Genomic DNA, 24,278 nt, shown 5'->3' on the forward strand with positions numbered 1-24,278 from the left:
GACCATGCCGACCACGTCGACATACTGGCTGCGGGTCGGCCGTGTCATGCAGCTGACGCTGGAGGGGGTGGCCGGCGCCACCCTCTTCGCCATGATGCTGCTGACCACGGCGGACGTGACCGGACGCTACTTCTTCAATTCGCCGATCCTCGGTACCGTCGAGCTGACCCAGCTGATGCTGGCGGCGCTGGTGTTCCTGTCGCTGCCGGTGGTGTGCTGGCGCGAGGAGCACGTCAGCGTCGACCTGCTCGACAGCGTGTTTCCCGCGCGCCTGATCTGGGTTCGCCAGGTGCTGGTCAACCTGATCGTCAGCGGCGCGCTGTGGGTCATGGCGCGGCGGGTGTGGGCCCTGGGCGAGCGCGCCATGCAGTGGGGCGACGTCACCGAGTTCCTGCGCATCCCCAACGGCTATCTCATCTACCTGATGGCGATCATGCTCGCCGCCTCGGCCGTGCTGACCCTGCTGCGGGCGCTGTGCTACCTGCTCGAAGGCGTGGGCGTACTCGAGCGCGGCGGCCCGCTCAGTCCCGAGAAAGGCAAGGGAGGCGACAATGACTGAAGCACTCTACGGCTTCGCCGCCCTGCTGCTGCTGGCATTTTTGCGCGTGCCGCTGGCGTTTGCCATGGGCATCGTCGGCTTCGCCGGCTTCTACTACCTCACCGGCAACTGGAACGCCGCCGAGGCCATGGCCGCGCGGCGGGTGGTGGACACCGCCATGGACTACGGCCTGTCGGTGATCCCGCTGTTCATCCTGATGGGCAACCTGGTGTCGCACGCCGGGCTGTCGGATGCCCTGTTCCGCGCCTCCAACGGTTTTCTCGGCCACCGCAAGGGCGGCCAGGCCATGGCCACCATCGTCGCCTGCGGCGGCTTCAGCGCCATCTGCGGCTCGAGCCTGGCCACCGCCGCCACCATGGGCCGGGTGGCCATGCCGCAGATGCGCAAGTACGGCTACAAGGACACCCTCGCCTCGGCGTCCATCGCCGCCGGCGGCACGCTGGGTATCCTCATCCCGCCCAGCGTGATGCTGGTGATCTACGGCATCCTCACCGAGACCAGCATCCGCGAACTGTTCGCCGCCGGCTTCATTCCCGGCATCCTGGGCATCGTCATGTACCTGGTGGCGGTCAAGTGGGTGCTGTGGCGCGACCCCGCGGCCGGCCCCGCCGGCGAGAAGGTCGAGTGGCCCGAACGCCTGACGGCGCTCAAGAGCGTCGGCAGCACCCTGGCGCTGTTCGTGCTGGTGATCGGCGGCATCTACCTCGGCGTGTTCACCCCCACCGAGGCGGCGGGCATCGGCGCCATGGGCGCCTTCCTCATCGCCCTGTGGCGCCGGGCGCTGACCCCCCAGGTGCTGATGAACGTGCTGATGGACACCGTGCGTACCACCGCCATGCTGTTCGCCGTGGTACTCACCGCACTGATCTTTGCCAACTTCATCAACCGCGCGGGGCTGCCCAGCGACCTGCTGGCGTTCGTCAACGGACTCGACATTGCGCCGTTCCTGGTGATCCTGGTGATACTGGCCATCTACGTACTGCTCGGCTGCGTGTTCGAGAGCATGTCGATGCTGCTGCTCACCGTGCCGGTGTTCTTCCCGGTGGTGGCGGGGCTTGGCTTCGACCTGGTGTGGTTCGGCATCCTGGTGGTGATCGTGATCGAGATCAGTCTGATCACGCCGCCGGTGGGAATGAACGTGTTCGTGCTGCGGGCGGTGCTGCCGGACGTGAGCACGGGGACGATCTTCCGCGGGGTGACGCCGTTCTGGGTGGCGGGGATGGCGCGCGCGTTGCTGGTGCTGGTGTTCCCGGGTATCGTGCTGTTCCTGCCGCAACTGCTCTATTGAGAGAAGTCAGGTCGGTCTCGCGCCGCTTCCCGTTTTCCTTGTCTCCCTAATGCGACACGCCAATTTGTCGCTATGTTAAATAGACGTATCCAATGTTGCCCTGTTTTGACTCCGGTCAAACGGGGCTTTTTCTTTTTCACTATGCTGAAAGCATGGGATAGGCGATACGAAAGGGGAGGAAAAAAATGGAAAGACTGTCTGACTATATTCAGGGGAGCGTGTGGTGCGTGAGCTTCGCTATCATGCTCCTGAGGCGCTCGAGGCATTGGTCCGCGACCTGGAGCAGCCGCTGAGCCCGCCGTTGGAGCGGGCCGTGGCGCGCAGCCTCGATGACGGTCGTATGCCGGACTTTCGCGCCTCCGAGGTGCTGATGCCGGCGATGATGGCGACCTTCGCGGTGAACCCGGCAACCATAGGGGAGCAAGCGCTGGCTGAGCTGAAGGCGAGCTGCAACCGTTGCGAGGCGGTCGGCCGCTGCTGGCAGGCGATGCGCGCTCGTGCCGATGGAGAGGCGTGCTGCGGCTTTTGTCCCAACTCCGAGGCCTTCATCAGCCATGGTGGCCAGGACGGATAGGGGACTGGAGCCCCTATCCATCGTGACTAACTCATACTGTCACTGCCTTACTGCCGCTTCGCTACCAGTGTCAGGATGTCGTAGCTGGCCACCAGCTCGTCCTTCTGGTTGGTCACGGCAACGTCCCACATCACCACGCCCTGGGGATGTCCTTCCGGTGAGGTTCGGCCCTGGTCGATCTTGCGCTTGCAGGTCAGTCGGGCGCGAATGGTGTCGCCCGGAGCGACCGGCGTGATGAAGCGCAGGGTGTCCAGGCCGTAGTTGGCCAGCACGGGTCCCTCGCCCGGATAGACGAACAGGCCGGCAGCTGCCGACAGCACGAAGTAGCCGTGGGCGATACGCTGACCGAACTGGGTCTTGCGCGCGGCGATGTCGTCGAAGTGCATGTAGAAGTGGTCGCCGGAGAGGCAGCCGAAGTTGACGATGTCGGCCTCGGTGACGGTGCGACGGTGGGTCAGCAGGGATTCGCCCACCTGCAGGTCATCGAAATAGCGCCGGAAGGGATGGACGTCATTCTCGATGACCTTGGCGCCACGAACGTATTCACGGGTAACGGCGGCCACCATGGTCGGCGAACCCTGGATGGCGGTGCGCTGCAGGTAGTGATGTACGGCCCGGATTCCCCCCAACTCTTCGCCGCCGCCGGCACGACCCGGGCCACCGTGCTTGAGCATGGGCAGGGGGGAGCCGTGGCCGGTAGACTCCTTGGCGGCTTCCGCGTCGAGGATCTGCAGGCGGCCGTGCTGGGCGGCCAGCACCGGGATCATCTCCGCGGCGATGGCCGGGTCCTTGGTGGTGAGGGTGGTGACGAGGCTGCCCTTGCCCTTGGCGGCAATGGCCAGGGCTTCGTCGATGCCGTGGTAGGGCATCAGCGTGGCGACCGGGCCGAAGGCTTCGATGTCGTGGGCGCCGCCGTCCTGCAGCGGGCGGTAGTTGATCAGCAGATGCGGGGCGATGAAGGCGCCGTTTTCCACGCCCTTGCCTACGGGCTCGAGGCCATCGTTCTTGCCGAACACGCATTCGCTCGTTTCCAGCAGGCGTCCGATGGCGTCGGTGACATCCCGCAGCTGGTCCTGTGAGGACAGCGCGCCCATGCGCACGCCCTCTTCCTTCGGGTCGCCGAAGGCGATCTTGCCCAGGCGCTCCTTGATCCTCTCCGCCAGCGCATCCAGGTGTTCGGCGGGTACCAGCACCCGGCGGATGGCCGTACACTTCTGACCTGCCTTGGCGGTCATCTCTTTGGCTACTTCCTTGGCGAAGATGCCGAACTCCTCGTCTTCCGGCGTGACGTCCGGGGCCAGGATGGCGCTGTTGAGGGAATCGGCCTCGGCATTGAACGGAATGCTCCGCGCCAGGAGGTTGGGGTGGCGCTTCAGCTTCAAGGCAGTGGCGGCGGAGCCGGTGAAGGTGACGAAGTCCTGCTCTTCCAGGCGATCCAGCAGGTCGCCGGTGCCGCCGATGATCAGCTGCAGCGCGCCCTCCGGCAGCAGGCCGGACTCGTCGATGATGCGAACCGCCGCTTCCGCCAGATAGCTGGTGGCGGTAGCCGGCTTCACGATGCAGGGCATGCCTGCCAGGAAGGCGGGGGCGAATTTTTCCAGCATTCCCCAGATCGGGAAATTGAAGGCATTGATGTGCACGCACACGCCGCGGCGAGGCACCAAGATATGGGTGCCGTTGAAGTGGTTGTCCTTGCCCAACTGGGTGGCGGGGCCTTCGTGGGCCACGTTGCCGGAAGGCAACCCTTGCGGCCGATGGAGGCGTAGGCAAACAGGGTGCCGAAGCCGCCCTCGATGTCGATCCAGGAGTCTGCCCGGGTGCAGCCGGTGTGATGGGAAATTTCATACAGCGCTTCCTTGCGCTCCTGAAGGTAAACGGCCAGCGCCTTGAGAATGGCCGCGCGCTGCTGGAAATCGAGAGCCAGCAGGTTTTTCACGCCGGTATGGCGGCCGTAGTCGACGACCTGCGCGAAGTCGATGGTTTCTTCATGGGTGTGGGCGATGGTGTCGCCGTTGATGGCACTTGGCAGGGCCTTGGCCGCGGTACTACCGAACCATTGGCCGGCAATGTAACTCTTGAGGACAGGCATTGAGGGTTCTCCCGAAGCGCTGTTGTGGTCACGATGAGCGAAGCCGGCGCTGAGGCCGGCACTGGGAACAGGGTGAGCAGGCATCAGACTTCGTCGTAATCCAGCACGACCTTGTCACTGACCGGGTAGCACTGACAGGACAGCACGTAACCCGCCTCGACCTCGTAGTCTTCCAGGGCATAGTTGGCGTCCATCTCCACTTCCCCTTCCAGCACCTTGGCCTTGCAGGTGGAGCAGACCCCTGCCTTGCAGGAGAAGGGCAGGTCGGCGCCCATGTCGTTGCCGGCATCGAGGATGCTGCGGGTGTTGCGCGTCAGGTCGAAGGTGAGGGCGCGGCCATCGGCACGGACGGTCACCTGGCTGACCGCCTGCGGATCCACGGTGGTTTCCGTCCGCTCCTGGCGGGGAGGCTTGCCACCGTCAGCCGGCGTGAACAGTTCGTAGTGAATTCTGGCCTTGTCGAGACCGTGGCGCTGGAGCGAGTCACGCACGGTTTCGGTCATGACCTGCGGGCCGCAGACGAACGCGGCGGTGAGCGTTTGTGCGTTCAGCCAGTGATCGAACAGGGCGTCGCACTTGTCGGCGTCGATGCGGCCGTTGTAGAGGTCGATGTCCTGCTCTTCGCGGCTGAACACGAACACCAGATTGAAGCGGCCCATGAAGCGGTTCTTCAGATCTTCCAGGCTCTCCCGAAACATGGTGCTGGCGGTGGAGCGATTGCCGTAGAGCAAGGTGACCTGGCTTTTCGGCTCGGTCTCCAGGGTGGTCTTGACGATGGACAGGATCGGCGTGATGCCGCTGCCCGCCGCCACCGCCAGATAGTTGCCCTCCCGCTGCGGATCCAGATCCACATAGAACTGGCCCTGGGGCGGCATCACGTCCAGTGTCTGGCCGGGCCTCAGGTGTTCGTGGGCATGGGTCGAGAAGCGGCCGCCGGGAACCTTTTTCACGGCGATGCGTAGCTCGCGATCGTTCACGCCGGTACAGATGGAGTACGAGCGACGCACTTCTTCGCCATCGAGATGGGTGCGCAGCACCAGATGCTGGCCCTGGCGGTAGCGGAAAGTCTCCCGCAGCTCTTCCGAGAGGTCGAAGCACAGGGACACGGCCTCCCGGGTCTCGGGTCGGACTTCGCGAATGGTGAGAGGGTAGAACTTGTTCATGATCGTTCCGCTCTAGAGGCATTTGAAGTAGTCGAAGGGCTCGCGGCAATCGAGGCACCGGTACAGCGCCTTGCAGGCGGTGGAGCCGAACTCGCTGACTCTTTCGGTACGGTCGCTGCCGCAGTGAGGGCAGGAGATCGTCTCCTCCACGCCCTTGAGGGTCAGCTTGCTGGCGCTGCCCACGGGCGGCGCGATGCCGAATGCCTGCAATTTCCGGCGCCCGGCCGCGGTGATCCAGTCGGTGGTCCAGGCCGGGGTCAGCACCCGGCGGATCCGGCCGTTGCGTAGGCCCGCCAGGCGTAGGGCATCCTCGATGGACGCCTCGATCATCTCGGTCGCCGGGCATCCGGAGTAGGTGGGGGTCACCTCCACCACCCACTCTCCGCCCTCCTCGACGATGCGCCGGACCATGCCCAGCTCCACGACACTGACCGCCGGAACCTCGGGATCCTTCACCTCGTCCAGCAGGGCCCAAAGCTCTGCCTCGGTAACCGGCTGGCGGCGGTCGCGGGCGGGAATGCGATCGCTGGCGATGAGCGGCTGGTCGTCCAGCAGTGACCGGGGCTCGGGTTTACCAGGTCTTTGCATCCGGATATGCCCTTTGCAGGAACTGCATCTCGGCCAGGATATAGCCCAGGTGTTCCGTGTGACGGCCGACCTTGGCGCCCCGGTACATCCAGGCGTCCTGCGGCGGCGGGGTCAGGGTGGCTTCGCTCAGCACCTCGTTCACCAAGCCTTTCCAATCCACTGCCAGCTGCTCCGGATCGGGGCCGATGCCAGTCTTGGACAGGAGCTGCTCGACCTCGTCGGCTTCGATCATCTCCCCGGTGAAGCGCCACAGGTCGTCCGCCGCCGCCTGCATGCGCCGATGGCTCTCCTCGGTGCCGTCGCCGAACCGCTTGACCCACTCCGAGGAGCGGCGCAGGTGGTACCGGACCTCCTTGGCGGCCTTGGCGGCGATGCCGGCGATGCGCTCGTCCGGCGCCCGCGTCAGGGCGGCGATGGTGAAGTAGTGCCAGACGTCGAAGAAGAATTGCCGGCCCATGGTGACGGCATAGTCGCCGTTGGGCTGTTCCACCAGCAGCGCGTTGCGGAAGTCGTGGGCGTCACGCCGGAATGCCAGGTCGTCGGCGCTGCGGCCGTCGTCGATCAGCTCGGCGGCGTATTCGTACCAGTGGCGGGCCTGGCCAACGAGGTCCAGGGCCACGTTCATCAGCGCCATCTCCTCTTCCAGCGCCGGCGCCTTGCCGCACAGCTCGCAAAGGCGCTGGCTCAGGATCAGGTCGGAGTCGGCCAGGCGCAGCAGGTACTCCTGCAGGGCCTCTTGCTGTGTCATTGCCTTGCTCATGGGGTCTCCCTCACATGTGGCCGATTTCATCGGGCAGCTCGTAGAAGGAGGCGTGGCGGTAGATCTTGTCGTCGGACGGGTCGAACAGGACCTCCTTCTCATCCGGCGAGGAAGCGGTAATGGCGGACGAGGGAACGACCCAGATGGAGACGCCTTCGCTGCGGCGAGTGTAGAGGTCGCGGGCGTTCTCCATGGCCATCTCGGCGTCGGTCGCGTGAACGCTGCCCACGTGCTTGTGATTGAGGCCGTGCTTGCTGCGGACGAAGACTTCGTAAAGGGGCCAGTCAGCCATGATGCTTCTCCTCTCAGGCAACTTTCTGATTCTTGCGCTGCTGTTTCTCGGCATAGGCCTTGGCGGCCTCGCGTACCCAGCGGCCGCCGTCGATGGCGTTCCTGCGGGTTTCGATGCGTTCTTTGTTGCAGGGGCCGTTGCCCTTGAGGACGTCGAAGAACTCCTGCCAGTCGATTTCGCCGAAGTCGTAATGGCCCCGCTGCTCGTTCCACTTCAGCGCCGGGTCCGGTGCGGTACAGCCCAGGAACTCCAACTGGGGGACGGTCTGGTCGATGAACATCTGACGCAGCTCGTCGTTGCTCTTGCGCTTGATCTTCCAGGCCATGGACTGCTGGGAGTTGGGTGACTGGTCGTCGGAGGGGCCGAACATCATCAGCGCCGGCCACCAGAAGCGATTGATGGAATCCTGCACCATCCGCTTCTGCTCCTCGGTGCCCTCTCGCATCATGTCCAGCAGGATCTGGTAGCCCTGACGCTGGTGAAAGCTCTCCTCCTTGCAGATCCGGATCATGGCGCGGGAGTAAGGGCCATAGGAGGTGCGCTGTAGGATCACCTGGTTGACGATGGCGGCACCGTCCACCAGCCAGCCGATAGTGCCCATGTCCGCCCAGCTCAGCGTCGGGTAGTTGAAGATGGAGGAGTACTTGGCCTTGCCGGCGTGCAGCTTGTCGATCTCCTCGTCGCGGTCGGCGCCCAGGGTTTCCATCGCGCTGTAGAGGTAGAGGCCGTGGCCGGCCTCGTCCTGGATCTTGGCCATCAGCTGCAGCTTGCGCTTGAGGGTCGGGGCGCGAGTGACCCAGTTGCCCTCCGGCAACATGCCGACCACTTCGGAATGTGCGTGCTGGGAAATCTGGCGGATCAGCGTCTTGCGATACGCCTCCGGCATCCAGTTCTTGGGTTCGACCTTGATCTCGGCGTCGATCCGATGCTGGAAGGCGCGCTCCTCGGGGCCCATCTCCTCTAGGGTCTTGAGCTTCTTGGTGCCGGTCTCGACTAGCTGCGCATACATGGTGACCTCCGCGTCGTCGTAATCAGGGGAACGCCTTGTCTTGTCTTGCAGTATAGTGACACAGAATTTTTTATCAATTATGTTTCTTATGTGTCACTTTATACCTTGGCATGACGCGCCGTCATCATGGCTTGTGGAATGAGGTGTCGAGCGAGAAGGAGGGGGGCGCGAACCAGCACCAACAGTCGTCTGAATTGATACGAAAAAGCCCCATGAAGGGGCTCAAGTGACAATACATGGGTGACCGCGAACGAGGCGTGCCCGGCTCAGCGCAGGTCCTTGACGCGCTTGGCCTTGCCCACGGAGCGCATGACCTCCTCCACACCGCAGACGTCCACCCGGGTACTGATGCCCACATAGGTCTTGATGGCGTGCTGCAACTGGCCGGCCAGCTGCTCGCAGGCGATGGGGTCGCGGGCGACATCGTTGCTGCACGCCTCGACGCGCACACACATTGTGTCCAGGTTGCCCTGGCGGCTCACCTCGATCTCGTAGTGGGGCGAGAGCCGCTCGATCTTGAGGATCTGCTCCTCGATCTGGGTCGGGAAGACGTTGACCCCGCGGATGATCAGCATGTCGTCGCTGCGGCCGGTGATCTTGTCGATACGCCGCATGGGGCGGGCGGTGCCGGGCAGCAGGCGGGTCAGGTCGCGGGTGCGGTAGCGGATCACCGGCAGCGCTTCCTTGGTCAGGGTGGTGAACACCAGCTCGCCGTACTCGCCGTCCGGCAGCGCCTCGCCGGTCACCGGGTCGATGATCTCGGGGTAGAAGTGATCCTCCCAGATGGTGGGGCCATCCTTGGTTTCCAGGCACTCCATGCCGACCCCTGGCCCCATCACCTCGGAGAGGCCGTAGATGTCCAGCGCATCGATTCCCAGGCGCTGCTCCAGGGCGGTGCGCATGCTGCCGGTCCAGGGCTCGGCGCCGAAGATGCCGGCACGCAGCGGCAGCTTGTGCGGGTCGATGCCCTGGCGCTCCATCTCGTCGGCGATGTTGAGCATGTAGGAGGGCGTGACCATGATGATGTCGGGCTCGAAGTCGCGGATCAGCTGGACCTGCTTCTCGGTCTGGCCGCCGGACATCGGGATCACGGTACAGCCCAGGCGCTCGGCGCCGTAGTGTGCCCCGAGACCGCCGGTGAACAGGCCGTAGCCATAGGCGACATGCACCTTGTCGTTGCGGGTGCCGCCGGCGGCACGAATGGAGCGGGCCACCACGTCGGCCCAGATGTCGATGTCCCGCTGGGTATAGCCCACCACGGTCGGCTGGCCGGTGGTGCCGCTGGAGGCATGCACCCGCACGATGTCGCTCATGGGTGTGGCAAACATGCCGAAGGGGTAGTGGTTGCGCAGGTCGGCCTTGGTGGTGAAAGGCAGCTTGCCGAGGTCGGCGAGGCTCTTGACATCCTCCGGATGCACCCCGGCGCCATCGAAGGCGTGGCGGTAGAAGGGCACGTTGTCGTAGGCGTGCTTGAGGCACCACCTGAGCCGTTTGAGCTGGGTGGCGCGCAGTTCATCGATACTGGCCAGCTCCATCTGATCGAGAGCCGAGTTGTTGAGGCGTTCGACGGTCTGTGTCATCGGGCTTCTCCGGTCGGAGGATTGTTATCGTCGCTGCACGGTTTCAGAGGCGTTCGATGATCAGGGCAATGCCCTGGCCCACGCCGATGCACATGGTGCACAGAGCATAGCGCCCCTGACGGCGTTCCAGCTCGTACAGGGCGGTGGTCACCAGGCGGGCACCGCTCATTCCCAGCGGGTGGCCCAGGGCGATGGCGCCGCCGTTGGGATTGACGTGCTCGGCGTCGTCGGGTAGGCCGAGATCGCGGGTCACGGCCAGCGCCTGAGCGGCGAAGGCCTCGTTGAGCTCGATCACATCCATCTGCCCGAGGCTGAGCCCGGTCTGGGCCAGCACCTTGCGCGTCGCCGGGGCCGGGCCGAAGCCCATGATGCGTGGCTCGACCCCAGCGGTGGCCATCCCCACCACCCGCGCCCGCGGCTCGAGGCCGAAGCGCTCGGCCTGCTCCGCTGAAGCGAGCAGCAGGGCGCAGGCGCCGTCGTTGACCCCGGAGGCATTGCCGGCCGTGACGCTGCCGCCTTCGCGGAACGGCGTGGGGAGACCCGCCAATTGTTCCAAGGTGGTGGCCGCGCGGGGATGTTCGTCGGTATCCACGACCAGCGGTGCCTGCTTGCGCCGCGTTACCTCCACCGGCACGATCTCCGCGGCCAGCCGGCCCGCTTCCATGGCGGCGGCGGTACGCTGCTGACTGCGCAGGGCGAAGAGGTCCTGGTCTTCCCTTGAGATCGCGAACTGCTCGGCGACGTTCTCGGCGGTCTCGGGCATCGAGTCGATGCCGAACTGGGCCTTCATCTGGCGATTGACGAAGCGCCAGCCGATGGTGGTATCGAAGATCTCGGCGCTGCGCGAGAAGGCCTGCTCGGCCTTGCCCATGACGAAGGGGGCGCGAGACATGGATTCGACGCCGCCGGCGATCATCAGGCCCGCTTCGCCGGTCTTGATGGCGCGGGCGGCGTTGCCCACGGCGTCCATGCCGGAGCCGCACAGCCGGTTGAAGGTGCTGCCGGGCACCTCCACCGGCAGGCCGGCGAGCAGCGCCGACATGCGCGCCACGTTGCGGTTGTCCTCGCCGGCCTGATTGGCGCAGCCGTAGAAAATGTCATCCACCTGGCGCCAATCCACCGAGGGATGGCGTGTCATCAGTGCGCGCAGGGGCACGGCGCCGAGGTCGTCGGCACGCACCGCTGCAAGGGCGCCGCCGTAGCGGCCGATGGGGGTGCGGATGGCGTCGATGATGTAGGCGTCTTTCATGCCTGGCCCTCTGCGGTGGTTTCTTCCAGGCGGCGCACGCTGCCGCGAACCTTGTAGGAGCGGCCGCGGAACAGGGCGACCTCTTCGCCGCGCTGGTTGCGCACGGTGATGTCGTAGATGCCGGTGCGGCCGCGACGGCTGCGCTCTTCGGCGGTGGCGGTGAGCACATCGCCGAGCTTTCCGGGGCCGAGGTAGTCGATGCTGCAGCCGGCGGCCACGGTGGCCTCGTCATAGCTGTTGCAGGCGAAGGCGAAGGCGGAGTCGGCCAGGGTGAAGATGAACCCACCATGGCAGTTGCCGTGGCCCTGCACCATGTCCTCCCTGACTCTCATGGTCAGCACGGCGCGGCCCGGCGCCACGCTCTCGATCTGCATGCCCAGGCCCTGGCTGGCGTTGTCGCGCGCGAACATCGCCCGGGTACAGGCCTCGGCCAGCTGCTGAGGGTCGAGCGGCGTGTCAGTCATGGAAGGTCTCCTCGGCCAGGGCCTTGCGGCGCAGCAGGAAGGAGGGGCGGTAGCGCTCCTCACCGTAACTCTGCTGCAGGTGGATCAGGGTACGGTGGACGAAGGCCAGGCCCAGGGAGTCGGCCCAGGCCAGCGGTCCGCGGGGGTAGTTGAGTCCGGCCTGCATGGCGAGATCGCCATCGCGAGCGCTGCAGACGCCCTGCAGCACGGCCTCGGCCGCCTCGTTGGCGAGCATGGCCACGGTGCGCAGCACCGCCAGCCCGGGCGTGTCGGTCAACCAGGCGACATCCAGTCCCAGGCGCTGGAAGAAGGCGGTCGCCAAGGTGCGGGCCGCGTCATCGACACCGGGACTCGCCGCCAACGCGATGGCGTCGGTCTCGCCGTAGTCGAGGCAGAGATCGAACAGCACCAGCGCCTCGAGACCTTCATCGCGGGCTCGCTCGGTGGCACAGCGGCCGTCGCTCAGGGCCAGAGTCAGGCCGCCCAGGCGCAGGCGGGCCTGGCCTGAAAGACTCTCGCGGCACACCGTCTCGAGGCCGGCGGCCCCGGCTCGGGTGACCAAAGGGGCAATGATGCCGAGCTGACCCTCGGCGACCAGAACCGGCAGCTCCGCCTCCACGCTTGACGCGAAAACAGGAGCGGCGGGCTCGGCCGTATCACGATAGTCATAGAAGCCATGGCCGCTCTTGCGACCCAGGCGGCCGGCCTCGACCAGCGCCTGCTGCACCAGCGAGGGCTGAAAACGGGTGTCGCCGTAGTAGGCGTAGAACACCGAGCGGGTCACGGCATAATTGACGTCGTGGCCGATCAGATCCATCAGCTCGAAGGGACCCATGCGGAAGCCGCCGGCCTGGCGCAGCAAGGCGTCCAGGGTGGCAGGGGCGGCGGTGCCCTCCTGTAGCAGGCGAAGGCCCTCGGCGTAGAAGGGGCGCGCCACTCGGTTGACGATGAAGCCGGGAGTGGAGCTGGCGTGCACCGGTATCTTGCCCCAGGCTGCGGCCGTGGCGTGGAGGGTCTCGGCGGTTTCGGAGGCGGTGGCCAGGCCCGAGATCACCTCAACCAGCTTCATCACCGGTGCGGGGTTGAAGAAGTGCAGGCCAGCCACTCGCTCGGGGTGCTCCAGGCCGGAAGCGATGGAGGTGATCGACAGCGACGAGGTGTTGCTGGTGAGCAGGGTGTCGGGACCGCACAGAGTCTCCAGTTCGGCGAAGACTCCGCGCTTGACCTCGAGGTCTTCGACGATCGCCTCCACCACCAGGCGGCTGTCGGCCAGCTCGGCCAGAGTGGCGGCGGGGGTCATGCGAGCAATGATGGCGTCGACTTCTTCCTGGGCCATCTTGCCCTTGGCCACGCGCTGCTCGAGCTGGCGATGCACGCCCTCGATGCCGGCCTGGGCGGCCCCCTCCCGGTTGTCATACAGGCGCACCCGATGGCCAGCCTGTGCCGCGACCTGGGCAATACCGGCGCCCATGGCGCCGGCGCCGATCACCGCGATGATATCGTTGGGTGAGAGTGCAGCCATCTCACTCCCCCTTGAAGCTTGGCTGACGCTTTTCCATGAAGGCGGCCACCCCTCGCGATAGTCGGCCGTGCGTCCGGCCAGGCGCTGCAGGTCGCGCTCGAGGTCGAGCTGTTGATCGAAGCTGTTGTCGGCGCTGGCATGCAGGGCGCGCTTGATCAACGCCAGACCGCGGGTTGGCTGGGTGGCCAGGTGGCGGGCGAGGGTGAGCGCCTCGTCCTGCAGGGCCTCGTCGTCCACCACCTTCCAGATCATGCCCCACTGCTCGGCCTGCTCAGCGCTGAGTCTGTCACCCAGCATGGCCAGGCCCTTGGCGCGGGCCATGCCCACCAGGCGCGGCAGGGTCCAGGTGCCGCCGGAGTCGGGCAGCAGGCCGATCTTGCAGAAGGCTTGAATGAAGCTGGCCGAGCGGGCCGCGAGCACGATGTCGCAGGCCAGGGCGATGTTGGCACCGGCACCGGCGGCCACCCCGTTTACCGCGCAGACGGTAGGAAAAGGCAGATCGCGCAGCGCGCGCAGCATCGGGTTGTAGCGTTTCTCCAGTGACTCGCCCAGGTCCGGCGCCTCGGCGCCAGGCGCCACGTTGCGGTCGGAGAGATCCTGGCCGGCGCAGAAGCCGCGGCCGCTGCCGGTCAGCAGTAGGGCTCTCACGCTGCCATTCTGGCGCACCGCCTCGAGTGTTCTGCGCATCTCGGCGTGCAGCTCGGCGTTGAAGCTGTTGAGGCTATCGGGGCGATTCAGCGTGAGTCGGGCGACGCCGTCTTCCACGGTATAGAGCAGGGGCGCTTCACTCATGATCGTTTCCTGTGTCAGTGCCCGTTGAAGCAGGTGATTCGGCAAGGGGCTGCGGCTTGCTGCGGAGGAACCTAGGGCGAGTATAGGATTTTTTTGATACGAATCAAAATGAGTCATTTGAATTTAATGTATCGTATTATACCCCGAAAAGAAGTTTTCCTCATGTTTTTCAGTGTGTTGCTCCATACAGACATTCTCGTGGCAAAAAGGTTAGACCATGGTCGAAACATGGCCGCCCGGAGCATCGATCCCGCCATAACCGACTCATGGTGAGACGTTCTACCGCTCTGCTTCGATAGGATATGGGGGCGGCCGCAGGCGAGTGGTTTGATGTTGCGTTACGATATGGATAGGATTTAGTTATGTCTCGTATCGTATAGTGCCGCTCATGCAGCGTCCGCTGTGGCCAACTGGAGGGAGAAGCGCGTAATGCCCTGTTATCGACTCGAGGGAGTCACCCCGGTGGTGCACCCCACTGCCTATGTGCACCCCACCGCGGTGCTGATTGGCGACGTCATTGTTGGCCCAGGCTGCTATGTGGGGCCCGGCGCCGTGATGCGCGGCGACTTCGGTCAGTTGGTGCTGGAGGAAGGTGCCAACCTGCAGGACACCTGCGTCATGCACGGCTTTCCCGGCTGCGTCACTCGGGTGGAGAAGGATGGCCATATCGGCCACGGCGCCGTGTTGCACGGCTGCGTGGTGGGCCAGGATGCCATGGTGGGCATGAACGCCGTAGTAATGGACAACGCTGTGATCGGCGCGCGCTCGATCGTCGCCGCTGCCGCCTTCGTCAAGGCCGGCTTCGAAAGCCCGCCTCAGTCACTGGTGATGGGCGCGCCAGCCACCGTCAAGCGTGAATTGAGCGACCAAGAGGTAGCCTGGAAGCAGCAAGGCACCCGTGAATACCAGCGCCTGACCGAACGCTGCCTGGACAGCCTGGAGCCCTGTGAGCCGCTGGCTGAGCTGGAGGCCGACCGACCGCGGCTCAACGCCGGCGATACTCAGCCCAAGCAGCAGACTCTCGGCCAGGCGCAGTGACACAGCCATACTGGACTGGGTAGGCGCGCCTGCCCAGCCTACTCCAGGCCGCCAAAGCGCTGATAGAAGTTGTGACCGGGGGCCGGCAGTGGGCCCTCGGCGGTTTCCAGGTGGCGGTCCAGCCAGCGCTCGGCGCCCTGATAAATCTCCCGATAAATGTTGCGGCACAGCTGACGAGCGTTGCGGCCTTCCCAGGCGGTAGGTAGCAGCTCCTCGGGTAGCTGGGGGTCGCGCAGCTGCACCTTGCGATACTCGTGAATCAAGAGAGTGCGAGCGATGAAAGCATCCTGGTCGCCCAGTGGCTGGCTTTCGCTGAGGCTCTTCCACAGCGGTCGGAACTGGGCGAGAAAGCGGTTGTAGCTCTCCGCCAGTTGATCGAGATTCCAGCTTTCGCGTACCTGCAGACGCAGTGCCTTGGGTGCCAGGGGCTCGCCGGTCTCGCTATGCAGGACGATGACATCTTCCACTACGCCGAGTTCCTGAAGTAGCCCGAGCACCTCGCTGCGATGCCGGCGTGGGTGCGCCAGCACCCCATTGGCGAAGGCACCGAAGCCCAGCCATTCCAGTTCCTCCCTGGCGCGGGTGCGCTCGCCTGCATCCAACTGGCCCAGGAAAACCAGTGTCCAGCCACCGTCCCAAGCCTCACCGTTGCCATGGTAAACCCGCTTGAAGGCCTGCTCGAAGCGTCGTCGTCCCGGACCGCTCAGACTGTAGTAGCTGCGACGACCGACCTTCTCGCCCTGCAGCCAGGTCTCCTGGGTCAGACGATAAACCGAAGTTCGCACCAATCGCTCGTTGATACCGATGGGCTCCAGCAGCTGAGAAATACTGCCCAGCCAAACGGTACCGCCACGGGGCACGATGGCATCACCGTAAAGCGTGATGATGAGCGAGCCGGAGCGCAGTGGTCGGCGGCTCTGGAAATTATCGATCAGGCTGGCAACGCATTCGGTAGCAGACGGCATGGATGAGCATGGTCCTGGCAGATGTTGAATCGGTATGTGACCTGACGGTGCTGGCAGGCGGGAAGTAGGGTATCACATCATGCACCCTCAGCATCGGGCCCTGGCCAGCAAGCTTTCCTCAAGGAGCCTTGAGGCCCGCCTTTCCGGTCGGTTCACGTATCGCTTTCCGAGCTTTTCTTGCGCCCCTGCGCCGTCCTATTCCGCCGACACAATGCCACCAGCCGCGCCTTGGAGGGCACTCCGAGCTTGGCGTAGGCACGCTTGCGGTAGGTTTCGGCAGTGGAGAGGGCGATATCGAGTTCGGCGGCGGCGGTCTTGAGGGTGTGGCCGCGCAGCAGATAGAGACACAGCTGGCGCTCGCGCTCGGAGAGCGGAGCGAGGATGGCCGCCTCCTCGGGGCTCGCCCGCTGCGACGAGACGGGCCTGGCCTGGGCGTAGTGGCGGCGTATCAGGCTGGCCAGTAGCGGCGCCAGGGCGTCCAGGCGGGCGAGATCGTCACGGCTAAAGGGGCCGGCCTCGCGGCCACGGTAGAGATTCAGATAAAAGACGCTCTGCTCGCCGGGCAGGGTCAGCGAGACCTTGTCGATCAGGTCGGGGAAGGCGAACAGGTGGCTGCGATAGGCTGCCGGCATGGCGTCGGCCTGCATCGGCGTGATTTCGGCGTCGCTCTTCTCGCCCTCGTCAGCCATCAGCTGGCGCAGGCGCTGGTAGTTGGGGTCCTGGCGGAACAGGCCGCCGGTGTAGAGTTCCGCCAGGCGATCGGCCATGCGCGGCGCGCGCTGGTTGTCGGCCAGCAGGCAGTCGACCTCGTCGCGACCATCGAAGGCGAACACCATGCACTGCTCGATGCCCACCGCTTGGCGCAGCAACGCCAGCAGCGCCTCGTCGAAGCCCGCCTCGCCCAGCCGCGCCACGCACTCGGCCATGGCCGGCATCAGCCCCGGCCAGTCGGTGGTTTGCTCGTTGCTGGTTTCCATTCGTCGCTGCCTCTCGCCGCGTGCTGTCCCGGCTTTTGCGGGACACCGGTCGGGCCGCTCCCGGGGTAGTCTGTCGCTAGATACAACGCCAACAGGAGCCGCCCATGCGACCCGCCGGACGCGCCGAGACCGACTCGCTCTATTTCGATTATCCCCACTTTCCCTTCGTTCGTCCCCCGAGCTGGAGGGTCGGGCGGTGCGTCATCGGGTTGCCATCGTCGGTGCCGGTCCGGTGGGCGTCACCGCCGCGCTGGAGCTGGCGCGCCACGGCATCGCGTCGGTAGTGCTCGACGACAAGGCCACCGTCAATGACGGCTCGCGGGCGATCTGCCTCTCCCGCCACAGCCTGGAGATCTTGCAGCAGCTCGGCGTCGAGGCCCCCTTCGTGGCCAAGGGCCTGGGCTGGACCCGGGGCCGCACCTACTTTCGCGACCGCGAGATCTTCCGCTTCGAGATGCCCCACTCCGAGCAGGAGCGCTTCCTGCCGATGATCAACCTGCAGCAGCAGTACATCGAGAAGTTCCTGATCGACAAGGCCGCCGAGAGCGAGCCTGTCGAGCTGCGCTGGCAGAGCGCGGTGACCGGCGTGAGCCAGGATGCGAGCGGCGTGAGCCTGGAGGTGAGTACCCCGAGGGCGACTATCGCCTCGCCTGCGACTACCTGCTGGCCGCCGACGGCGCCCGCAGCGTGGCGCGCAAGGCACTGGGCCTCGCCCTGCACGGCGAGGCCTACGAGGGCCGCTACGTGATCGCCGACATTCGCCTGCGCTCCGACTTTCCCACCGAGCGGCGCGCCTTCTTTCACTCCCACGCCCTGCCCGATTCCACCCTCCTGGTGCACAAGCAGCCCGACGACATCTGGCGCATCGACTACCAGCTCGGCCCCGAGGAAGACCCGCATGCGGCCGTGGAGGAGGCCAGCATCCGCGAGCGGGTGAGCTTGATCGTGTGCGAGGTGCTGGATGAGGGCGATGACTGGGAGCTCGAGTGGTGGAGCCTCTACAAGGCGTACACCCTGGCGCTGGACGATTATCGACACGGCAGGGTGCTGTTCATCGGAGACAGCGCCCACCTGGTGCCGATCTTCGGCGTGCGCGGCCTCAACAACGGCCTGGCCGACGCCGCCAACGCTGGCTGGAAGCTGGCCTGGGTGCTCAAGGGGCTGGCGCCCGATCGATTGCTCGACAGCTACAGCCCGGAGCGCCGCGGCGCCACGCTGGACGTCTTCGCCAATGCCGGCAAGAGCACCCGCTTCATGACACCGCCGAGCCGGGGCTACCGGCTGATGCGCGACGCCGCCCTGACGCTGGCACTCGACAACGACTACGCCAGCGGCTTCGCCAACCCGCGCCAGGTCACGCCCTACACCTACGCCGAGAGCCCGCTGACCCTGCCCGACGATGCCGCCTTCGAGGCGGGGCCGATCCCCGGCGCACCGCTGCCTAACCGTCGACTGGGCGACGATGACTACCTGCTCGATCATCTGGGCAGCGGCTTCACCCTGCTGCACTTCAGTCGAAATGGCGATGTTGATTCGGCACTGGCCGAGCGGTTGGCCGCGTTGCAGGCTCGGGGCCAGCCCATCGAGCTGCTGCGCGTGGCCCGCGAGCCGGGCGCCGAGAGCGCACTGGTGGATAGCGACGGTGGCCTGTTCGCCGCCTATGGCGCCGAGTCCGGCAGCGCCTACCTGGTGCGCCCCGACCGCCACGTGGCGGCGCGCTGGAAGCGCCTCGCCCCCGACGGCCTCGAACTCGCCTTCGCCACTGCCCTGGGAGAAGAATGACATGACCCATACCACACTGCCATTTGCCGACCTGGAGCGGGTCTACGAAACGCTGGCCGAGACCCTGGATGCCCTGCCCGAGGCTCAGGAGCGGCTCTTTCTGGCCCAACTGGCGCTGGCACTGGCTCATCGCGTCGGCGACATCGAGCGGGTGATGGCTGCCGTTGAGGAGGCGCGCCGCGGCGTGGAGGAGGCCGGCTCGGGCTAGAGGGACCTGGTGCATGGAAGCGCACGAGACTTGAGCGTGGTCAAGGCGAGATCCGGCAGAGGCGCTATCGTCAAAGGTGGGCTGTAGAGGAAATGCCTCGATGAGTTCACCTCGACCCTCCAGCAAGCATCGGCCGCCGCCAGACGACGCATCGCGGCTGCGCGACTATCTCGAAGGCGAGCGGGCACTGCTCGAGCTGCGCTGCTGTGAGCCCAAGGTGCTGGGCGCGTTGATCCACGACCTGGCCCATCCCATGAGCCCCTCGCTGGAGCAGGCCATTGCGCGTTGCCTGGCCAACAGGGAACTGGAGTTCGCTCCCGCCGAAACCCTGCTGCCCGTGATGATGCGGCGCTTCAGCCTCGATCCGGCCGCCTGCGGCCGTGACCCGGCCATCCATGCCCTGCGTACCGTGTGCAGCGTCTGCCCGAAAGTCGCGACCTGCTGGCTGGCGCTGCGCCAGGATGCGCCACTGGTGGAATGCGGGACCTTCTGCCCCAATGCCGAGGCGCTCGCCGGCTGGGCCACTCGGCCGTCAGACGGCTGAATGGCTCGCGGGCGGTTCCGAATGGTTCAGACAGAAGCGGCACCCAGCCGCGCCAACAGATCGTCGATCATGGCGATCTTGGCTTCGGCCTCACGGATCTGGCTGCAAAATGCCTCGCGCTTGTCCCTCAGTCGGCTTTCCAGCTCGTCGCAAAAGGGAGGCTCGGGGCGGAAACGCGGCATTGCCTCGCGGATCTCGTCGAGGCTGAACTCCAGTTCGCGGGCTCGCCTTACGAAACGCAGCTCCGCCAGGGTCAGTTCGGTGTAGTCGCGATAGCCGTTGTCGCGTCGCGACGGGGGCGTGATCAGGCCACGCTTTTCGTAGAAGCGGATGGTGTCGCGGCCAAGCCCGCTGGCCCTTTCCAGTTCGCCGATCAGCATGTGGAGAAACTCCTTGACTATGGAGTTGGCTCCACACCTTACCATGGTTTGACGCGCCCGCATGGGGCGATCACGACATGGTGAGGAGGCAACGAGATGGCATCTAGGCTTGAGGAACGACAGCTACAGGCCGGCGACGGCGTGGCCATCGCCGCACGTTTCGTCACCCCGGCAAATCCCAAGGCGGCGGTGCTGATCGCCCCGGCCATGGGCGTACCCCAGCGCTTTTACGCCCCGCTGGCACAGTGGCTGGCGAGGCAAGGAATGGCCGTGGCTACCTTCGACTACCGCGGCATGGGGGCGTCGCGGCCGGCGCGGCTGAGTGGTTTTCCTGCCACCATCATGGACTGGGCGCAGCTCGATGCGTCGGCAGTGCTCGAGGCGCTGGAGCGACAGGCGCCGGGGTTGCCGCGCTACTGGATCGGCCACAGCCTGGGCGGGCAGATTCCGCCGCTGGTGCCGGGGCACGAACGGCTCGAACGCATCGTTACCGTGGCCTGTGGCAGCGGCTACTGGCGCGAGAACGCACCGGCGCTGAAGCGGCGCGTCTGGCTGTTCTGGTTCGGCGCGGTACCGCTACTCACGCCGCTATTGGGCTATTTCCCCGGCAAGCGACTCAACATGGTGGGCGATCTGCCCCGCGGTGTGGTCGAGCAGTGGCGGCGCTGGTGCCTCGATCCGGAATACGCGGTAGGAGCGGAGCCCGGCGTGCGCGAGCGCTTCGCCGCCGTGCGCACGCCGGTAGTGTCACTCTCCTTCAGTGATGACGACTTCATGTCGGCGCGCAACACCGAGTCGCTGCACGGCTTTTACGCCAACGCTCCGTGCTCGCTGCTGCGCATCCGGCCACAGGAGGCGGGCCTGGCTCGCATCGGTCACTTCGGCTTCTTTCGCGCCGAGCATGAGCAGGCCCTGTGGCAGCGCTACCTGCTGCCGGCGCTGCAAGGCAGCGTGCCGGAAGCCGCCCGGGCGAGCGCGATCACAGGGGCATGAGCCGGCCCGGCACTTCTCGTTCCAGCCGCTCCTGATCCATCAGCGCCGCTACCGCCTCACCGACGTGCTTGACGCCAGCCTCGACGGAGGGTGTCATCGCCGCGGCGTAGTTCAGACGCAGACAGTGACGGAACTTTCCCGAGGCCGAGAACAGCGAGCCCGGAGTGATGTGCAGACCCTCGCCCATCAATTGCTCGTTGAGGCGCACGCAGTCGGTGGCGCCAGGCAGCTCCAGCCATAGCAGGAAGCCGCCCTGGGGATAGCTGACCCCGGTACCGGGCGGGAAGTAGCGCAGCACCCAGGCGATCATGATGTCGCGATGCTGGCGGTACTGGCGCACCATCTCGCGCAGGTGGCGTTCGTAGTGACCGTGCTGAACGAACTCGGCCACGGCGAGCTGCGGTAGCGTGGCCGAGGCGCCGGTGGAGACGTACTTCATGTGCAACGCCTGGTCGCGGTAGCGCCCCGGCGCCATCCAGCCCACCCGCAGCCCGGGTACCAGCGTCTTGGAAAAGGCGCTGCACAGCAGTACCCGGCCGTCGTCGTCGAAGCTCTTGAGCGTGCGTGGCCGGGGCGTATCGAAGGAGAGGTCGCCGTAGATGTCGTCCTCGACGATGGCCACGTCGAAGCGCTGGGCCAGGGCGACCAGGGCGCGCTTGCGTGCCTCGGGCATGGTATAGCCGAGTGGGTTGTTGCAGGTGGGCGTGACCTGGATCGCCTTGATCGGCCACTGTTCGAGCGCCAGCTCCAGTGCCTCGAGGCTAATGCCGGTCTGCGGGTCGGTGGGGATCTCCAGCGCCTTGAGCTTCTGCGCCTTGAGGATCTGCATGGTGCCGTAGAAGCTCGGCGAATCCACCGCCACCACGTCGCCGGGTTCGGTCAGGGTGCGTAGGGCCAGCGAAAGCGCCTCCTGGCAGCCGGTAGTGATGAGCACGTCATCGGGATGCAGCAGGCAGCCCGACTTGGCGGCCAGTCGTACCACCTGACGACGCAGCTCGAGGCTGCCCTGCAGGCTGTCGTAGTTGAGCCCGTGAGCCGCCACGTGCCGGTGCAGGGTAGCCAGCTGGCGCTGCAAGGGGCGCAGGCTGACGGCTGTGAGATCGGGAATGCCGCGCCCCAGCATCAGCAGGCGGTCCTCCTCGGGGAGCGCGCCACCAGCTCCAGCACCTGGTCCCACTGGGAAACGTCGAGCGGGCGCTGGGCGGGGCGCGACACCTTCGGCAGCAGGTTCGGCGTCGGCCGGGGCAGCACATAGTAGCCCGAGCGAGGGCGTGCTTCCGCCAGACCGGACTCCTCGAGACGCCGGTAGGCTTCCTGCGCCGTGGAAACGCTGACGCCAAGCTCGCGGCAGAGTGCGCGCACGGAGGGTAGCCGGTCGCCGACACGATACTGCCCCTGCTCGATGCGCTGGGCCAGGGCCTGCGCCACCTGATCGTAACGTTTCATGACAGAGTCGCCAATCTGTTCTCACATTCGGTACAGAGGATGAAATAGCGGATGATACAGAGCCAGAATAGCCCCATCTGTATTGCAAAACTATTTTTATATTGAATCTGTATTGGTTTTTCGCACGGTCGTAGCCTGTCAGAACCCACCGACAGGAGACGCCGCCATGCTTATCGAACGCTTCATACATCTGTCCCGTTGGATCAGGAGCCGGCAACAGCGTCACCGTACCCGCTGCGACCTGCGCCATCTCGACGACCATCTGCTGGCCGATATCGGACTCGATCGAAGCACGGCCGAGCGTGAGGTGCGCAAGCCGTTCTGGCGTTGAGAAACCTGTGTGCACGGGAACCTGCGCAGGTCCATGCTGCCGTATGAATAAGACAAGGACGCAACCGGGCAGACATGGAGGAGGGAGAGACGATGATAGAGATTCTACCGGCCCCGAGTACGTGGCGGCGTTCCGTATTTCGGGTACGCTGCACAGCGCGGACTACGACGTATTGATCCCTGCCATCGAGTCGAAGCTCGAGTACAACGAGCATATCGGCGTGCTGGCGGACATGACCGACTTCGACCACATGACGGCCGGCGCCCTGCTGCGCGACTTGGCCTATGCCATGAGCAAGCTGGGCGAGTACCACCGTTTCAAGCGTGCCGCAGTGATCGCCGACAAGCGCTGGATCGAGACGACCACCAAACTGGCTGGCAAGCTGTTCCCCAATACCGAAGCGCGTCTCTTCCATGCCGGTGAACTGGAGGAGGCCATGCGCTGGGTCGCCGGCTTTCGCCGCGACCTGATCAACGGCGGGCTATGAGGCAGTGGCGGCAGTGGCCCGCTCGCCGTGCCACTGGCGCAGCAGCCAGGCGAAGGCCAGCCCCAGGGCCAGCAGCCACAGCCCGGCACCGGCCAGCAGCCACAGGCTGTCGGCCAGGCGCAGCACCAGTCCGCCGAGGCTGACGCCCACCGACTGGCCGAGGAACAGGCAGCCGGCGAAAACCGCCATGGCGGTGCCGCGCATGGCGGGTGCCATCTGCGTGGCATTGATCTGCAGCGTGCTGTGCATCATGTAGAAGCCGAGCCCCGCGGCGAAGGCACTGGCGGTGGCCAGGACCGGCAGCGAAGCCAGTGCCAGCCCGACGAAGCCGAGCCCCATCAGCACACCGCCGCCCGCCGCCAGGCCCGGCTCGCCCAGCCGGGCCACCAGCGGCCTGGCCAGGGCGGCGAAGATCAGCCCGCCCACGCCGAACAGCGCCACCATCAGCCCCGCCTGGGTCAGCGAGACGTCAAGCCGGGTATAGAGATGACTGGCAACGAAGGCCAGCGCGCCGAAGGCAGCAATCCCTTCCAGGAATACCAGCGCCAGGATGCGCCGGGCACGGGAAATCAGCAGCACCTCGCGAATGCGCGAGAAGAAGGCGATGCGCCCCTGATCGGCCTTGGGTGGCGACAGGGCCGGCTGGCGACGCAAAGCCTCCAGCAGCAGCCCGCCGGCACCGAGGAACAGCAGCGTGAGCAGCATGAACGCCGCCTGCCAACCCAGCGTGTCGGCCAGGAAACCACCCGCCACCTGCCCCGAGATCAGCCCCAACACCGCACCGGAAAGCATGTGAGCCAGGGTGACCTGGCGCTGCTCATAGGGCACGTTGTCGCCCACCCAGGCCATGGAGAGCGGGATGATGGCGGCGGCGGTGGCGCCATTCAGGGTGCGGAACAGCAGCAACATGGGCAGCGACTCGGCCAGCGCCGAGCCCAGCGCGCCCACGGCACAGGCCAGGGTGGCCAAACCGATTACCCGCAGCGTGCCGTGGCGGTCGCCCAGTGGACCGTAGGCGAGCTGCATCACGCCGTAGGCGATGGCGAACAGGGTAATGTTCTGCGCCACATCGGCCACCGGCCGGGCAAAGGCCTGCGACAGTGCCGGCAGCATGGCGTCGGTGACGCGCATCGAGGCCATGCTGGCGAAGCCGGCCAATGCCAGCAGCAGGATGACGAGGCGGGGCGGTGCAGCCATG

24 protein-coding genes and 3 pseudogenes are annotated in these 24,278 nt (G+C 65.8%); 11 read left to right on the plus strand and 16 right to left on the minus strand.

The genetic code is table 11. The features are described from left to right. Positions 1-4: 4 nt before the first annotated feature. From EKK97_RS00400 to EKK97_RS00410, 3 genes are all read left to right on the plus strand, one after another. Positions 5-559 (plus strand): TRAP transporter small permease, encoded by a 555-nt coding sequence (locus tag EKK97_RS00400; RefSeq protein WP_159547894.1) that lies wholly within the window; start codon positions 5-7, stop codon positions 557-559. Then, positions 552-1,847: a TRAP transporter large permease gene (locus EKK97_RS00405; protein WP_159547896.1), complete on the plus strand. Its 1,296-nt coding sequence runs from the start codon at positions 552-554 to the stop codon at positions 1,845-1,847. The genes EKK97_RS00400 and EKK97_RS00405 overlap by 8 nt, the downstream gene beginning before the upstream one ends. Before the next feature lie 223 nt (positions 1,848-2,070). Continuing rightward, a complete protein-coding gene (locus tag EKK97_RS00410) occupies positions 2,071-2,421 on the plus strand; it encodes a hypothetical protein (protein ID WP_159547898.1) in 351 nt (116 codons plus the stop codon). A 47-nt stretch (positions 2,422-2,468) separates the two neighbouring features. On the opposite strand, the pseudogene paaZ reads toward EKK97_RS00410, so the two are convergent. The 11 genes and pseudogenes from paaZ to paaG all read right to left on the minus strand — a co-directional run bounded on the left by paaZ (position 2,469) and on the right by paaG (position 13,929). After that, positions 2,469-4,510, minus strand: a pseudogene (gene paaZ, locus EKK97_RS00415) (phenylacetic acid degradation bifunctional protein PaaZ). An 83-nt stretch (positions 4,511-4,593) separates the two neighbouring features. Further along, entirely contained in the window at positions 4,594-5,673 is a 1,080-nt protein-coding gene (paaE, locus tag EKK97_RS00420) for a 1,2-phenylacetyl-CoA epoxidase subunit PaaE (RefSeq protein ID WP_159547900.1), read from the minus strand. Between the two features lie 12 nt (positions 5,674-5,685). Beyond that, positions 5,686-6,261, minus strand: a complete 576-nt coding sequence (gene paaD, locus EKK97_RS00425) for a 1,2-phenylacetyl-CoA epoxidase subunit PaaD (RefSeq protein WP_159547902.1) — start codon at positions 6,259-6,261, stop codon at positions 5,686-5,688. Next, on the minus strand, positions 6,245-7,021 hold the full coding sequence (paaC, locus tag EKK97_RS00430) for a 1,2-phenylacetyl-CoA epoxidase subunit PaaC (protein ID WP_234287222.1): 777 nt from the start codon (positions 7,019-7,021) through the stop codon (positions 6,245-6,247). The genes paaD and paaC overlap by 17 nt, the downstream gene beginning before the upstream one ends. A 10-nt stretch (positions 7,022-7,031) precedes the next feature. Continuing rightward, the gene (gene paaB, locus EKK97_RS00435) at positions 7,032-7,313 is read right to left on the minus strand and encodes a 1,2-phenylacetyl-CoA epoxidase subunit PaaB (protein ID WP_159547904.1); all 282 of its coding nucleotides are present in this window, start codon (positions 7,311-7,313) and stop codon (positions 7,032-7,034) included. 13 nt (positions 7,314-7,326) lie between these two features. Next, positions 7,327-8,322 (minus strand): 1,2-phenylacetyl-CoA epoxidase subunit PaaA, encoded by a 996-nt coding sequence (gene paaA / locus EKK97_RS00440; RefSeq protein ID WP_159547906.1) that lies wholly within the window; start codon positions 8,320-8,322, stop codon positions 7,327-7,329. A 266-nt stretch (positions 8,323-8,588) separates the two neighbouring features. After that, complete coding sequence (gene paaK, locus EKK97_RS00445) at positions 8,589-9,902, minus strand: phenylacetate--CoA ligase PaaK (protein WP_159547908.1); 1,314 nt, start codon at positions 9,900-9,902, stop codon at positions 8,589-8,591. Between the two features lie 43 nt (positions 9,903-9,945). Further along, the gene (pcaF, locus tag EKK97_RS00450) at positions 9,946-11,151 is read right to left on the minus strand and encodes a 3-oxoadipyl-CoA thiolase (RefSeq protein ID WP_159547910.1); all 1,206 of its coding nucleotides are present in this window, start codon (positions 11,149-11,151) and stop codon (positions 9,946-9,948) included. Next, positions 11,148-11,615 carry a hydroxyphenylacetyl-CoA thioesterase PaaI gene (paaI, locus tag EKK97_RS00455; RefSeq protein WP_159547912.1) on the minus strand — a complete coding sequence of 156 codons (468 nt, stop codon included), beginning with the start codon at positions 11,613-11,615 and terminating at the stop codon, positions 11,148-11,150. The genes pcaF and paaI overlap by 4 nt, the downstream gene beginning before the upstream one ends. Then, positions 11,608-13,137 carry a 3-hydroxyacyl-CoA dehydrogenase PaaH gene (paaH, locus tag EKK97_RS00460; RefSeq protein WP_201296977.1) on the minus strand — a complete coding sequence of 510 codons (1,530 nt, stop codon included), beginning with the start codon at positions 13,135-13,137 and terminating at the stop codon, positions 11,608-11,610. The genes paaI and paaH overlap by 8 nt, the downstream gene beginning before the upstream one ends. A gap of 1 nt (position 13,138) precedes the next feature. Beyond that, positions 13,139-13,929: pseudogene (gene paaG / locus EKK97_RS23510) on the minus strand (2-(1,2-epoxy-1,2-dihydrophenyl)acetyl-CoA isomerase PaaG). A gap of 429 nt (positions 13,930-14,358) precedes the next feature. Here paaG and paaY point away from each other — a divergent pair. Next, on the plus strand, positions 14,359-14,967 hold the full coding sequence (gene paaY, locus EKK97_RS00465; protein WP_159547916.1) for a phenylacetic acid degradation protein PaaY: 609 nt from the start codon (positions 14,359-14,361) through the stop codon (positions 14,965-14,967). A gap of 38 nt (positions 14,968-15,005) precedes the next feature. Here the strand turns inward: paaY and paaX are convergent, their stop codons facing one another. Beyond that, the gene (gene paaX / locus EKK97_RS00470) at positions 15,006-15,932 is read right to left on the minus strand and encodes a phenylacetic acid degradation operon negative regulatory protein PaaX (protein WP_159547918.1); all 927 of its coding nucleotides are present in this window, start codon (positions 15,930-15,932) and stop codon (positions 15,006-15,008) included. Positions 15,933-16,084: 152 nt separating this feature from the next. Next, a complete protein-coding gene (locus EKK97_RS00475) occupies positions 16,085-16,909 on the minus strand; it encodes a helix-turn-helix transcriptional regulator (protein ID WP_159547920.1) in 825 nt (274 codons plus the stop codon). Positions 16,910-17,105: 196 nt separating this feature from the next. On the opposite strand from EKK97_RS00475, the gene EKK97_RS25235 reads away from it, so the two are divergent. From EKK97_RS25235 to EKK97_RS00490, 4 genes are all read left to right on the plus strand, one after another. Further along, positions 17,106-17,657 (plus strand): FAD-dependent monooxygenase, encoded by a 552-nt coding sequence (locus EKK97_RS25235; RefSeq protein ID WP_277987327.1) that lies wholly within the window; start codon positions 17,106-17,108, stop codon positions 17,655-17,657. After that, positions 17,597-18,691 (plus strand): FAD-dependent monooxygenase, encoded by a 1,095-nt coding sequence (locus tag EKK97_RS25240; RefSeq protein WP_277987328.1) that lies wholly within the window; start codon positions 17,597-17,599, stop codon positions 18,689-18,691. Before EKK97_RS25235 ends, EKK97_RS25240 begins: the two co-directional genes overlap by 61 nt. 1 nt (position 18,692) lies before the next feature. Further along, entirely contained in the window at positions 18,693-18,899 is a 207-nt protein-coding gene (locus tag EKK97_RS00485; protein WP_159547922.1) for a DUF2783 domain-containing protein, read from the plus strand. 100 nt (positions 18,900-18,999) lie between these two features. Further along, positions 19,000-19,443: a hypothetical protein gene (locus EKK97_RS00490; protein ID WP_159547924.1), complete on the plus strand. Its 444-nt coding sequence runs from the start codon at positions 19,000-19,002 to the stop codon at positions 19,441-19,443. A 26-nt stretch (positions 19,444-19,469) separates the two neighbouring features. Here EKK97_RS00490 and EKK97_RS00495 read toward each other — a convergent pair whose 3' ends face one another. Beyond that, entirely contained in the window at positions 19,470-19,823 is a 354-nt protein-coding gene (locus EKK97_RS00495; RefSeq protein ID WP_159547926.1) for a MerR family transcriptional regulator, read from the minus strand. 96 nt (positions 19,824-19,919) lie between these two features. Here EKK97_RS00495 and EKK97_RS00500 point away from each other — a divergent pair, with 96 nt between their 5' ends. Further along, on the plus strand, positions 19,920-20,816 hold the full coding sequence (locus EKK97_RS00500) for an alpha/beta hydrolase family protein (RefSeq protein WP_159547928.1): 897 nt from the start codon (positions 19,920-19,922) through the stop codon (positions 20,814-20,816). On the opposite strand, the pseudogene EKK97_RS00505 reads toward EKK97_RS00500, so the two are convergent. After that, positions 20,803-22,262, minus strand: a pseudogene (locus tag EKK97_RS00505) (aminotransferase-like domain-containing protein). The gene EKK97_RS00500 and the pseudogene EKK97_RS00505 sit on opposite strands and share 14 nt — an antisense overlap. 166 nt (positions 22,263-22,428) lie before the next feature. On the opposite strand from EKK97_RS00505, the gene EKK97_RS00510 reads away from it, so the two are divergent. Further along, the gene (locus EKK97_RS00510; protein ID WP_159547930.1) at positions 22,429-22,593 is read left to right on the plus strand and encodes a DUF1127 domain-containing protein; all 165 of its coding nucleotides are present in this window, start codon (positions 22,429-22,431) and stop codon (positions 22,591-22,593) included. Between the two features lie 121 nt (positions 22,594-22,714). Continuing rightward, positions 22,715-23,080, plus strand: a complete 366-nt coding sequence (locus EKK97_RS00515; RefSeq protein ID WP_159547932.1) for a SpoIIAA family protein — start codon at positions 22,715-22,717, stop codon at positions 23,078-23,080. On the opposite strand, the gene EKK97_RS00520 is transcribed toward EKK97_RS00515, so the two are convergent. Continuing rightward, positions 23,075-24,277 carry an MFS transporter gene (locus EKK97_RS00520; RefSeq protein ID WP_159555638.1) on the minus strand — a complete coding sequence of 401 codons (1,203 nt, stop codon included), beginning with the start codon at positions 24,275-24,277 and terminating at the stop codon, positions 23,075-23,077. The two genes, EKK97_RS00515 and EKK97_RS00520, sit on opposite strands and share 6 nt — an antisense overlap. Position 24,278 lies beyond the last annotated feature (1 nt).

This window comes from Billgrantia tianxiuensis, from assembly GCF_009834345.1.
GTDB lineage: Bacteria > Pseudomonadota > Gammaproteobacteria > Pseudomonadales > Halomonadaceae > Halomonas > Halomonas tianxiuensis.